The sequence below is a fragment of the Roseovarius sp. AK1035 genome (assembly GCF_003288315.1).
GTDB classification, from domain to species: domain Bacteria; phylum Pseudomonadota; class Alphaproteobacteria; order Rhodobacterales; family Rhodobacteraceae; genus Roseovarius; species Roseovarius mucosus_A.
In genome coordinates this window covers 1,317,517-1,329,969 of sequence record NZ_CP030099.1, presented here as the reverse complement: position 1 = coordinate 1,329,969, position 12,453 = coordinate 1,317,517, and the positions used below count along the sequence as shown (strand labels likewise).

General features: G+C 59.8%; 12 protein-coding genes. 8 read left to right on the top strand and 4 right to left on the bottom strand.

Annotated features, from left to right (window positions below; translation table 11 throughout):
- The first annotated feature begins 11 nt into the window (after positions 1–11).
- Positions 12–1,799, top strand: coding sequence for a tetratricopeptide repeat protein (locus tag RAK1035_RS06415; protein ID WP_008281309.1), 1,788 nt, complete (start codon positions 12–14; stop codon positions 1,797–1,799).
- Entirely contained in the window at positions 1,789–2,613 is an 825-nt protein-coding gene (locus RAK1035_RS06410) for a 4-(cytidine 5'-diphospho)-2-C-methyl-D-erythritol kinase (RefSeq protein ID WP_008281308.1), read from the top strand. The genes RAK1035_RS06415 and RAK1035_RS06410 overlap by 11 nt, the downstream gene beginning before the upstream one ends.
- Here the strand turns inward: RAK1035_RS06410 and RAK1035_RS06405 are convergent.
- Complete coding sequence (locus RAK1035_RS06405; protein WP_008281307.1) at positions 2,606–3,607, bottom strand: polyprenyl synthetase family protein; 1,002 nt, start codon at positions 3,605–3,607, stop codon at positions 2,606–2,608. The two genes, RAK1035_RS06410 and RAK1035_RS06405, sit on opposite strands and share 8 nt — an antisense overlap.
- Positions 3,608–3,663: 56 nt before the next feature.
- On the opposite strand from RAK1035_RS06405, the gene RAK1035_RS06400 reads away from it, so the two are divergent.
- The 3 genes from RAK1035_RS06400 to RAK1035_RS06390 all read left to right on the top strand — a co-directional run bounded on the left by RAK1035_RS06400 (position 3,664) and on the right by RAK1035_RS06390 (position 4,935).
- Entirely contained in the window at positions 3,664–3,879 is a 216-nt protein-coding gene (locus RAK1035_RS06400) for a putative signal transducing protein (RefSeq protein WP_008281306.1), read from the top strand.
- The gene (locus RAK1035_RS06395) at positions 3,869–4,642 is read left to right on the top strand and encodes a tRNA1(Val) (adenine(37)-N6)-methyltransferase (RefSeq protein WP_037297850.1); all 774 of its coding nucleotides are present in this window, start codon (positions 3,869–3,871) and stop codon (positions 4,640–4,642) included. Before RAK1035_RS06400 ends, RAK1035_RS06395 begins: the two co-directional genes overlap by 11 nt.
- 122 nt (positions 4,643–4,764) lie before the next feature.
- Entirely contained in the window at positions 4,765–4,935 is a 171-nt protein-coding gene (locus RAK1035_RS06390; RefSeq protein ID WP_008281304.1) for a YdcH family protein, read from the top strand.
- 78 nt (positions 4,936–5,013) lie between these two features.
- Here RAK1035_RS06390 and RAK1035_RS06385 read toward each other — a convergent pair whose 3' ends face one another.
- Complete coding sequence (locus tag RAK1035_RS06385; protein WP_008281303.1) at positions 5,014–5,622, bottom strand: alpha-ketoglutarate-dependent dioxygenase AlkB family protein; 609 nt, start codon at positions 5,620–5,622, stop codon at positions 5,014–5,016.
- 210 nt (positions 5,623–5,832) lie between these two features.
- Here RAK1035_RS06385 and dnaK point away from each other — a divergent pair, with 210 nt between their 5' ends.
- The 3 genes from dnaK to radC all read left to right on the top strand — a co-directional run bounded on the left by dnaK (position 5,833) and on the right by radC (position 9,822).
- Positions 5,833–7,740 (top strand): molecular chaperone DnaK, encoded by a 1,908-nt coding sequence (gene dnaK, locus RAK1035_RS06380; RefSeq protein ID WP_008281302.1) that lies wholly within the window; start codon positions 5,833–5,835, stop codon positions 7,738–7,740.
- Positions 7,741–7,818: 78 nt separating this feature from the next.
- Positions 7,819–8,979, top strand: a complete 1,161-nt coding sequence (dnaJ, locus tag RAK1035_RS06375) for a molecular chaperone DnaJ (RefSeq protein ID WP_008281301.1) — start codon at positions 7,819–7,821, stop codon at positions 8,977–8,979.
- Positions 8,980–9,066: 87 nt separating this feature from the next.
- A complete protein-coding gene (gene radC / locus RAK1035_RS06370; RefSeq protein WP_008281300.1) occupies positions 9,067–9,822 on the top strand; it encodes a RadC family protein in 756 nt (251 codons plus the stop codon).
- A 6-nt stretch (positions 9,823–9,828) separates the two neighbouring features.
- Here the strand turns inward: radC and RAK1035_RS06365 are convergent, their stop codons facing one another.
- Both RAK1035_RS06365 and RAK1035_RS06360 read right to left on the bottom strand, forming a co-directional pair.
- Positions 9,829–11,385: a substrate-binding domain-containing protein gene (locus RAK1035_RS06365; protein WP_008281297.1), complete on the bottom strand. Its 1,557-nt coding sequence runs from the start codon at positions 11,383–11,385 to the stop codon at positions 9,829–9,831.
- A 25-nt stretch (positions 11,386–11,410) separates the two neighbouring features.
- Positions 11,411–12,385, bottom strand: a complete 975-nt coding sequence (locus tag RAK1035_RS06360; RefSeq protein ID WP_008281296.1) for a hypothetical protein — start codon at positions 12,383–12,385, stop codon at positions 11,411–11,413.
- Positions 12,386–12,453: the final 68 nt, after the last annotated feature.

Here is a 12,453-nt window from a genome sequence, read left to right as displayed (position 1 = left end):
GCGCGGCAATTATGCCGCGCCGCATTGCCTTGGGGGGGCGGGCATATTACCTTTGCGACAATCCAGACCATAAAAGGCAGGACAGCGTGACTCATCGACCCCTTGCAGCGCTTGCATTCACCGCCCTTTTGCAGGTCATGCCCCTGCCCGCGATGTCAGAGGTGTCTTCTGGCGCCTATCTCGCGGCACAGCAGGCGCGAGCCAGTGGGGATTTCGCCGCTGCCGCACAGTATTATGCGCAGGCGCTGACCCGCGACCCGTCAAATCCGGCCCTTCTGGAAAATGCGACAGTCGCCTATTTAGCCTTGGGCAAACTGGAGCCTGCAGTCGCCGTCGCGCGCAAGATCGAGGCGGACGGGCTACGCAGTCAGGTCAGCCAGATGGCGCTGGTGGCCGACGAAACGCGGCAAGGGCAGTGGGATGCTCTTTTGAAGCGGATCGAAGAGGGGCGCGGGGTTGGCGATCTGGCGGATGGCATGATTTCAGCCTGGGCCGATCTGGGCAAAGGCGACATGACTTCGGCGTTGGCGCGGTTTGATGATGTGGCCAAGGAACGTGGGTTGCGTAGCTTTGCCATCTATCACAAAGCGCTGGCTCTGGCCTCGGTCGGGGACTTTGAAGGCGCAGACAAAGTCTTCAGCGGCGAAGATGATGGACCAATCCAGCGGACAAGGCGCGGCGTTATCGGCTGGTCGCAGGTGCTGAGCCAACTCGGAGAGCACGAGCGCGCCGTCACGATCATCGACGATACATTTGGCACAGATCTTGATCCCGAGATCGAAACGCTGCGCGCACGGCTCGCGGACGGCGAGAGCCTCCCCTTTGATCTCGTCAACAGCGCATCGGACGGAATTTCCGAAGTCTTCTTTTCGCTTGGCCGCGCCCTGATGCAAGAGGCCAATGATGAGTATGTCTTGATCTATGCCCGCGTGGCCGAGATGATCAAACCTGCCCATGTCGATGCCGTGCTGATGGCGGCAGACCTGCTAGAGGATCTGGAGCGTTTCGATCTAGCAATCGAGGCGTTTAAGAAAGTACCGCGCGATCACCCCTCTTACCATCTGGCGGAACTGGGGCGCAGCGATGTGCTGCGTCGCGCTGGCAAGCCTGACGCGGCGATCGAAGTTCTGGAGCAATTGGCAAAAGACTATCCCAACCTTGCCGAAGTTCATGTTGCAGTGGGCGACCTCCATCGCTCACAAGAGGATTTTTCCGCCGCAGTGCCAGCCTATGACCGGGCGCTCGAGCTGTATCAGTCGCGGGGGAACGATCAATGGTTCGTGCGTTATGCCCGCGCCATCAGCCACGAACGCTTGGACAACTGGCCCGAGGCTGAGGCCGATTTTCGTCGTGCGTTGGAGTTGAACCCGGATCATCCACAGGTGTTGAACTATCTCGGGTATACGATGGTGGAAAAGCACATCAATCTCGATGAGGCACTGAATATGATCGAGCGCGCCGTCGCCGCGCAACCCGATAGCGGTTATATTGTGGATAGTCTGGGATGGGTTCTCTATCGTCTTGGCCGGTATGAAGAGGCCATCGTGCAGATGGAGCGTGCCGCCGAATTGATGCCGACTGACCCGGTGGTGAATGACCATCTGGGAGACGTTCTCTGGGCTGTAGGCCGCAAGGTCGAAGCGCGGTTTCAATGGAAACGCGCATTGTCCCTGAACGAGAGCGAGCCGTCGCCCGATCTGGAACCTGAGCGCGTGCGCCGCAAGCTCGAAGTCGGTCTGGATCAAGTGCTGAAGGACGAAGGCGCGGAGCCGCTAAAACTTGTCAAAGATGGTAATTGACGGGTTCGCCCCCGCCAAGATCAACCTCTCGCTACATGTCACCGGCCAACGGGCAGATGGGTATCATTTACTCGATTCGCTGGTGGTCTTTGCCGATGTGGGAGACCGACTGCGCGTGCGGCCTGCGCCCGATGCGCGGCTAACAGTGACCGGCCCCATGGCCGTGGGTGTGCCGGGCGGCCCAGACAACCTCGTGCTGCGCGCTGCGGCATTGATGGGGATCACCGCCGAGATAAGCTTGGACAAGCATCTGCCCGCAGCAGCTGGCATTGGCGGCGGGTCAAGCGATGCGGCCGCCTGCCTTAGGGCGCTGTCAGAAATGCGCGGTCAGCCTGTGCCAAACGATGTCCTGGCGCTTGGCGCCGATGTGCCGGTTTGCCTGCTGGCGCGCGCTGCGCGGATGCGCGGAATTGGCGAGGATGTGGTGCCCGTGGCAGGCTTGCCCACGCTTGATGCCGTGCTGGTCAATCCCGGCGTGCCGGTCTCGACGCCTGCGATTTTCCGCAGGCTGACACAACGTGAAAATCCAGCGATGCCTGCGCAAATGCCCGAATGGCCTGATGCCGCCGCTCTGATCGACTGGCTGCGCGTACAACGCAACGACCTGCAAGATGCGGCTATTACCTTAGAGCCGGTGGTGGCCGATGTGCTGCACGCGATTTCCGCGACGCAGCACTGTGCCCTAGCGCGGATGTCGGGATCAGGAGCCACCTGTTTCGGGCTCTATCCCGATACCGCGACTGCCACGCGTGCTGCCCAAGCGCTGAGTGCTGCACACCCCGACTGGTGGGTGCAGGCCACGCGCCTTAGCTGATCCGCGCCACCACATATCCCGCAAGACGATCGAGCATCCCACGCACCGGATGATCCGGCAGCACGGCAATCGCCGCGCGTGCGCGCGCGGCCCAATCCAATGCTTCGGCGCGGGTCTGTTCCAAGGCACCATGTGCCTGCATCAGCGCCAAGGCATGCTCCAGATCGCCATCGCGCTGATCGCCTTTTTCGATGGTGCGTTTCCAAAACGCACGCTCTTCGGCATTGGCCGCTGAAACCGCCTTGATCACCGGCAGGGTCAATTTCCGCTCGCGAAAATCATCGCCGACATTCTTGCCGGTGGATTTGGCGTCGCCCTGATAGTCGAGCAGGTCATCGACGATCTGGAACGCGATACCAAGCGCATCGCCATACTCGAACAGCGCCTTGATCTGCGTCTCGGGCGCACCTGCAATCACGCCGCCCACCTCGGTTGCGGCGGAAAAGAGCGCTGCCGTTTTACCACGCACCACTTGGAGGTAGATATCCTCGGTCGTCGCGAGATCCTGCGCCGCGCTCAGTTGCAATACCTCGCCTTCGGCAATCGTCGCCGAGGCGTTGGACAGGATATCGAGCACGCGAAGCGATCCCGGCTCGACCATCAATTGGAAGGCGCGCGCAAAAAGGTAATCGCCCACGAGAACACTTGATTTGTTGTCCCAAAGCAAATTGGCGGTGGGGCGGCCCCGCCGCTGCGCGCTCTCGTCCACAACGTCATCATGCAAGAGGGTGGCAGTATGGATAAACTCAACCGTCGCAGCCAGATGCACATCAAACGGTCCGTCGTAACCACAAAGATCCGCTGTTGCCAGCACAAGCATGGGGCGCAGACGCTTGCCGCCCGCCTCAACCAGATGCGCGGTGACTTGGGGGATGCGCGGCGCATGACGCGAGGCCATCCGCTCGCGGATCAAAAGATTGACCGCCTCCATCTTGGCTGCAAGATGCGCAGCAAGTTGTTCATGCGGTTTTGTGGCGATTTCGTCCAATCCCATACTTCCCCCGTCAACATGGCTCGACATAGAGCGCGCCCTGCCCTTATCTATGGCCTATGAAACAACTTTTGCGAACCAATGACATCGCGTCCATCGCCTTTGCTCAGGCTCTTCTTCAGGGCGAGGGTATAGACTGCTTTGAAATGGACGTAAACATGAGCATCCTTGAGGGCTCGATCGGCATTTTTCCGCGCCGTCTGATGGTCGCCAATGAAGATTACGAAGACGCACGGATCACGTTGATTGACAATGGTTTCTCGCTTGAGGACTGAGCCATTTGCCGAGGAAAACCTGAGCCACGATGCGTTTTTGGGGGGGCGTCTGCGCATGGCGCAACCCAAGACGGGCTATCGCGCCGGGGTCGATCCGGTGCTTTTGGCGGCAAGCGTTCCGGCGCGGGCGGGTCAGAGCCTGCTTGATTTGGGGTGCGGGTCTGGAATTGCTGCGCTTTGCGTTGCGTCACGGGTGCCGGGCGTCACTCTGGCTGGACTAGAGATTCAGGCCGCCTATGCGGCGTTGGCCCGCCAGAATAGCGCCTCCAATGGTATCGCACTTGAGGTTTTCGAGGGCGATATTGCAGACATGCCCGCCAGCTTGCGGAGGCGTCAGTTCGATCACGTGATCGCCAACCCACCCTATTTCGAGCGTGACCGAAGCACTCCAGCCAGCGACACCGGGCGCGAAAAGGCGATGGGCGAGGCGTTGCCCTTGGCGGATTGGGTGCATGCCGCCGCTCGGCGTACGGGCGTTGGCGGCACCGTGACCTTCATTCAGAGGGTAGAACGATTACCGGATCTTCTGGCGGCAATGGCGACACATCTGGGCAGTATCGAGATTTTGCCGCTGACCCCACGCCGGGGCCGTGCGGCACGGCTGATTCTGCTGCGAGGGCGCAAAGGGGGGCGCGCCGCACTGCGATTGCACGATGGTTGGCTGCTTCACGCGGGTGAAAATCATGGGCAGGATGGGGCAGATTACACCACTGCAACCTCGGATGTGCTCAGGAACGCAGCAGCGCTGCCTTTTCCGGATTGATTTTTCTAAAATGCCGCAGGCAAAGCGCCGCGCAGTTTGCAGGTGCAGCGTGACAGTATTGTAAAAATGTGGTGCACTTCCCATGTCGAATAGACACATCCACACCACAGAGGAGACTGCCCATGAGCTTGAGTTCGCATATTGAAGAACTGAAGAAGAAACATCACGCGCTCTCGGAACAAGTGGAACGGGCGCAGCGCGCGCCGGGCAGCAGCACGCTGGAAATCGCGGAGCTGAAAAAGCAGAAACTCAAGATCAAAGAAGAAATCGAGCGCCTTTCTGTCAACGCCTGACAGCGCCGGTTCTTTTATTACGGGTCTTGTCCGCCAGTGCGCGGACAAGGCCTTTTTTATGCGCTACGGCGTGGCGCGTCACATCACCACCCGGCAGGTCAGATTGATCCGCCCACCCCCGCGCAATAGGCCTGATGTGCCGGGTCTGATCCGGTCAATCCCATGATAGACCAGCCGTGCCGCGCCCCCCATGACCACCACGTCGCCAGACGCAAGCCAGAGTGAGTCGGTCTTGCCGCCGCGTGTCACATTGCCGATGCGAAAGAGCGCATCATCCCCCAAAGAGATCGACAGCACCGGCCAAGTAAAGTCGGCCTCATCCCGATCTTGATGCAGGCCCATGCGCGCCTGCCCCGTGTAGTGGTTGATCAAGCAGCAATCCGGCAGCCGTGTTTCGCTGACCAAGGCGCGCCAGATTGCCAGAACAGTTTCGGGAATCGGGGGCCAACCCATTCCATCAGGATGATGGCCCGCGTAGCGATAGCCATTTCGGTCACTGATCCAACCACAGCGCCCTGCCGAAGTCATGCGCACACTCATCGCGCGGCCCGAGGGTGTCACCGGCTGAAAAAGCGGTGCCTGAGCCACCACATCGCGCAGGGACGCGATCAACGCCTCTTGTTCCAGAGGGTCGAGCCACCCTTTGTAGATTGCGACATCCCGCAGGATCAGCGTTGGCTCTGGCATCCTGTGCCTCCTTTTGCGCCGGACAGCGCCAATTCGGACCAAATTCGAGGAATTGCCCAGCAGCCACCGCTTGCAGGGGCACAATCCCCTGCCTATATACGCCCGGAACCACTGGTCATGCCACGGGCTGACCTGTCATTCACCGGGGGCCGGATGCCGTAACGGGTCAGGCCTCTGTCACATCGCCTAAGTTAGAAGGGATCGAACAACATGGCCAAAGTTATTGGTATTGACCTCGGCACCACCAACAGCTGCGTCGCGATCATGGACGGCTCTCAGGCCCGCGTGATCGAAAACTCCGAAGGCGCGCGCACCACCCCCTCCATCGTCGCATTTACCGAGACCGAGCGTCTCGTCGGCCAGCCCGCCAAGCGGCAGGCCGTGACCAATCCAGAAAACACCATCTTTGGTGTGAAACGTCTGATTGGCCGTCGCGCGGACGATTCGTATCTCGCCAAAGACAAAAAGAACATGCCGTTCACCGTTATTGACGGTGGCAATGGCGATGCCTGGGTTCAGGCACGTGGCGAGAAATACAGCCCCTCTCAGATTTCTGCATTCATCCTCGGCAAGATGAAGGAAACCGCCGAAAGCTATCTTGGCGAAGAGGTGACGCAGGCCGTTATCACCGTGCCCGCCTATTTCAACGACGCTCAGCGTCAGGCCACCAAGGACGCAGGCAAGATTGCCGGTCTTGAGGTGCTGCGTATCATTAACGAGCCGACGGCAGCGGCACTCGCCTATGGTCTGGACAAGAAAGATACGCATACCATCGCGGTTTATGACCTTGGCGGCGGCACCTTCGATGTCACCATTCTCGAGATTGACGATGGCCTCTTCGAGGTGAAATCCACCAATGGCGATACGTTCCTTGGCGGTGAAGACTTTGACATGCGCATCGTCAACTACCTTGCCGATGAGTTCAAGAAAGAGCATGGCGTTGATCTGACCAAGGACAAGATGGCGCTTCAGCGCCTCAAGGAAGCGGCAGAAAAGGCCAAGATCGAGCTGTCGAGCTCGTCGCAGACCGAGATCAACCAGCCATTCATTTCGATGGGTTCGAATGGCCAGCCGCTGCACATGGTCGTCAAACTGACCCGTGCCAAGCTCGAAAGCCTTGTGGGCGATCTCATCACCGCGTCGCTCAAGCCCTGTAAAGCCGCGCTCAAGGATGCGGGCCTTACCGCCGCCGACATCGACGAGGTGGTTCTTGTGGGCGGTATGACCCGCATGCCCCGCGTGGTCGAGGAAGTGACCAAGTTCTTTGGCAAGGAGCCGCACAAGGGCGTGAACCCCGATGAGGTTGTCGCCATGGGCGCTGCCATTCAGGCGGGCGTGCTTCAGGGCGACGTCAAGGATGTGGTGCTGCTCGACGTAACGCCGCTGTCGCTCGGGATTGAGACCTTGGGTGGCGTGTTCACCCGCCTCATTGACCGGAACACAACCATTCCGACGAACAAAAGCCAGATCTTCTCGACTGCCGAAGACAACCAGTCTGCCGTGACGATCCGCGTCTTCCAAGGCGAGCGTGAGATGGCAGCGGACAACAAGATGCTGGGCCAGTTCAATCTGGAACACATCCCACCCGCACCGCGTGGCATGCCGCAGATCGAAGTGACATTCGACATCGACGCCAACGGTATCGTGTCTGTTTCAGCCAAAGACAAAGGCACCAACAAGGAACAGAAGATCACGATCCAAGCGTCGGGCGGTCTCTCGGACGAAGACATCGAGAAGATGATCAAGGACGCCGAAGAGAATGCCGAGGCCGACAAGGCCCGTCGCGAACTGGTCGAAGCCCGCAATCAGGCCGAAAGCCTTATCAACTCGACCGAAAAGTCGATTGAGGAACATGGCGACAAGGTTGATCCAACCACAGTTGAGGCGATCGAACTGGCCATTGCCGCGCTCAAGGACGAGCTTGAGACCGACAATGTTGGCAAGATCAAATCTGGCATCCAAAACGTGGCCGAAGCCTCTATGAAGCTGGGCGAGGCGATCTACAAGTCCAGCCAGGGCGACCCGGACGACGAACCGCGTGCAGCCGATCGCGGCGGCGATGAGGATGATATCCTTGACGCCGATTTCGAGGATCTCGACGACAACAAGCGCGCCTGAGGCCCGTCTTGACCCATCGGGGCCGGTTCGGCATCGCGCCGGATCGGTCCCATCAGGGTCACACCAAGGAGATCCCCGATGGCCAAACGTGACTATTACGAAGTGCTCGGGCTGTCCAAGGGCGCCTCGGCCGATGATATAAAAAAGGCCTATCGCAAGAAGGCCAAGGAACTGCACCCCGACCGCAACGCCGACAACCCCGACTCTGAACGCCAGTTCAAAGAGGCGGGAGAGGCGTATGACGTGCTCAAGGACCCGGAAAAGAAAGCGGCTTATGATCGCTTTGGTCATGCGGCCTTTGAAGGTGGCATGGGCGGTGGCGGCGCGCGTCCGGGTGGATTTGGCGGTGGTGCCGGCCAAGGCGACTTTGCCTCTGCCTTCTCTGATGTGTTCGATGACCTTTTCGGCGATTTCATGGGCGGTGCGCGTGGCGGCACCGGGCGGCAGCGTGCTGCACGTGGCGCTGACCTGCGCTATAACCTGCGTATAACGCTGGAAGAGGCCTATGCTGGCCTGCAAAAGACGATCAAAGTGCCCTCTGCCGTGCCCTGCGATGCCTGCGAGGGTTCTGGGGCCGAAGGCGGTGCACAGCCCAGCACCTGCCCCACCTGTTCAGGCATGGGCAAGGTGCGCGCGCAGCAGGGTTTCTTTACCGTAGAGCGGACTTGTCCCACCTGCGGAGGCCTGGGGCAGATCATCAAGAACCCCTGCAAAAGCTGTCAGGGTCAAGGCCGCGTGCAGAAAGATCGCGCGCTCTCGGTCAACATCCCAGCCGGGGTGGAAACCGGCACCCGCATTCGGCTTGCTGGTGAGGGCGAGGCTGGCATGCGTGGCGGTCCGGCAGGCGACCTTTACATCTTCATCGAGGTGGCCAAGCATGAGCTGTTTGAGCGCGAGGAAACCAACCTCTTTTGCCGCGTGCCAGTGTCGATGACCAAGGCCGCTCTGGGTGGCGATATCGAGGTGCCCACAATCGACGGCGGGCGCAGCCGGGTCAAGATACCACCCGGTTCGCAATCAGGCCGCCAGATGCGCCTGCGTGGCAAGGGGATGCCCGCGCTGCGCGGTGGGGCGCATGGCGACATGTTCATCGAAATGGCGGTTGAAACTCCGGTGAACCTTACCTCGCGGCAAACCGAGTTGTTGCGTGAGTTCGAAGCGCTGAGCGAGGACAATAGCCCCGAGAGCAAGAGCTTTTTCTCATCGGTCCGAAGTTTCTGGGACTCGATGAAAAGCTAAACCAAACCCGGCCAGACACGGCCGGGTTTTTTCATGCGCCGCGCAGTCGTTAACCTCTTGCTAAGGCTCTTGCGGCAATGTGGGCGCATGAGCAAACCCCGCGCCTTTTCCGATATGCCGCTTCCCCTCTTTGCCAATGATGTAGCAGAGGGACAGCGGAGTGCGTCACAGCCTTCCTATATTCGCGATCACCGCACCCGGCTGCGCAGTCGCTTTCTTGAAGGAGGGGCCGCAGCGATACCAGATTACGAGCTTTTGGAACTCGTGCTTTTTCGCGCCATTCCCCGGCGCGATGTGAAACCGTTGGCGCATGCGCTTTTGGCACAATTCGGGGATTTCAACGGGGTCATCTCTGCCCCGCTGGACCGGCTTATCGCGCTGCCCGGCGTGGGCGAAGCGGTGGCAACAGAGCTTAAGATCGTGGAGGCCGCAGCGCATCGTCTGGCCCGCGCCCGTGTGCTCCGGCGTCAGGTCATTTCCTCTTGGGATGCCCTGCTCGATTATTGCCACACCACAATGGCCCATGCCGAGATCGAACAGTTCCGCGTGTTTTATCTGGACCGCAAGAATATCCTCATCGCAGATGAGGAACAGGCGCGCGGCACCATTGATCATGTCCCTGTCTATCCGCGCGAGGTGGTCAAGCGTGCGCTACATCTCAATGCAAGCGCGCTTATCCTGGTGCATAACCACCCCTCGGGTGATCCTACGCCCTCCGCCGCTGATATCAGCATGACGCGACAGGTTCAGACCGCCGCAGAGGCGCTCGGCCTGACGCTGCACGACCATATCGTGATCGGTAAATCCTCTGAGGTCAGCTTTCGGTCGTCAGGCTTTCTCTGACGGCTGTCAGCGCACCCAGACTTCGACGCGACGGTTCACTTGCCGCCCCCAGGCTGTGTCATCGCAGGCCATCGGCATCGCCTCGCCAAAGGCATCCAACTCTAGGCCGATTCGCTCTAGATTTGCAGTCTCGGCGGCACGCATCACGGCACGCTGTACCGTCTCGGCACGGCGCAGGGCAATGTCGCGATTGGTGCCTGCCGGACCATCGCCATCGGAAAAGCCGACAAAGACCAATCGCCGTGCATCGTAATGGCCCAGTTCCATCGCTCGCGCCAACTGCTCGGCGTTAGAGCGGGATTGCGCATCAAGCCGCACCGATCCAGCCTCGAACCGAAAGGTTGTGGTCAGACGTTTGAGCGGCCCCAGAACCCTCACCATCCGTTGCAGTTCTTCCAATCCTACCTCTGTGCCTGCCTGCGCGATGGCATTGGCAAATCGGTCGCCTTGGGCGTTAATCTCGATTTCCTCTGGGGTTTGATCCACAAACCCGGCGCGTCGAATGACCAACTGCGCCGACGGATCCCTCAGATAGGTCATGAACTCGCGCCCCAGTTTCGGAAGCCGCCGTGCGGGCAAATAAATAAAGAGGGGGGCGGTCAGCGGATAATCCTCGGTCTTGACGGCGCGACGGGTGGCGCTGAGGGCAAAACCACAGTCCCCGCTCAGCGCCAGTTCCCAAGTGTTACCCTGTTCAGAACGTGTCGTGAGACCAATGGCAAATGGATCGCTGGCTACCGTCTCGGCAAATGTCGCACCGTCGGGGTGACGTTGCACGCGTTCCAGCACGTCCCGCCCCTCTGGTCGCAGCACCTGATCGACGCTGGCCTGACCAATGCCGGTCGCCGCATCCCAGAGGTGCACATCAATCGGCGCATCTGGCCCCCCCAAAGCGGCCCAATTGGTAACGTCACCCGACAGCACCTGCGCCAATTCGCGCAGGCTGATATCCTGAACCGGATTGCTTGGTGCGACCACGGGAATGAGTGCATCAAGTGCCAGCACGCGCACCTGTCCCGCGGCCATCAGATTGCCCAATCCCGCCTCGCGCGCGCGTGTGATCTCGTCCTGCCGCGCCTCGCGCAGGGTCATGGCAATATCGGCCTCATTAGCCAAAAGATCGGCAAAACCTTCGTCGGTATTGGTCAGGCGAAACACAAATTCGCCAACTAAAGTGCCGTCGCCCTGATTCAGCGCAAACCGCAGCTCTTGCGGGCTCAGATCTTCGCGGGTCACGTCGTAATTACCGCGAATGGCGAATGCCTCGATCAGAGCGGGCATCAACACCCGGCCAATCGTGGGCGCCCCGGAAAACACCAGACGTGCCACGTAATGTTCCAGGTCAGGACAACCCGGCCCCTCACAGGCCACGCCAGAGCCATCTACCGTCAGCTCGCCATAAATCGTGTCGACGCGATAAAACTCGCCATCAAAGCCCAAAAGATTGCCAGAAATCTCCACAGCGCCGTCGTGCGAGCGTAGCGTGACATCCTGCGCTCGGGCAAACCCAGGTAATATCAGAAACGAAAGTGCGGCGAAGAACGCCGCACGCACAATTGTCATAGCTTGCCCCCTGCAACACCGCGCTTTAGTTCGACGCGATCTTCAGGTCATTGAACAGGTTTTTCAACACAAGAAAGTCACCAATCCCCTCGCAGTCGGGCATTGCCAGCACAATATCTTGCACCACGAGTCCCTCTGCGCCCGTCGCGATAGACTGCGCTTCGAAATCCCGGCTGCAATTGGCGTCTGTTACCTCAGCCTCGACCTGAAAATGCACAACGCCATCTTGCAGCATGGCACCAGTGGGAAAGGTATAGACCTCGGCCCTCAGCCCCTGATCGAGATTCGGCTCACCAAGAGATGTCAGGAACCCACCCTCGCCCTTGAGCGCGCGTGTCATATCTTCACTGGCATTGGCCCAGACATGACCAGAGCCACCGAATTCAGCACCATATTCGAACGCATGCAGATGCAGCACCTCGCCTCCGCGCCATTGCACGACAAAGCGGTCATAAAGCGCCAGCGTGTCCATTGTTGCAGTAGAAATGGCACCTTCGCCATCTTCGAACGCAGCAATGAACACCGCCGCTTCGGCCAATGCGGGGATGGTCAACGTGCTCTCACCCTGATCATCGGTGACGGCTGTGAACATCATGCCGTTGTGGTGCAACGTGAAATTTGTGTTGGGCTGACAGGGCGCACTGAGTGTCACCTCGACCATCGCGGCGGCCTGCGCGCGGGCCTCCATTATGTAATCACAGGCAAAACTGGGCGCGATCTCTTCTTCGGGCAGGGTGTCAGTCAAAGGCACATCCTCAGCCACGGCCAGCGTCACGGGTGTTGCAGGCAAGGCAACAGGCTCTGGCGCTGTCATCGGCGGCACCGCCCCTGCAGAGGTCAGCTCGATCTGGGTAATCTCAACCGGCGCTTCTAGGGCCGGGCCGGGGATTGCAGTGGCATTCTGCGCCGGGCTCTGAGCCCCGGACTGCATGAAATACCCGATCCCCAAAGCACAGGCGAGCGTGCCGCCTGCAGTGATGTAACGTCTGGCCTTGGACATAAGACTCTCCCTGACACATCAATTGTCAGGGAAAGGCCTAATGCACAAAAATGGCCCCGGTATGGCGC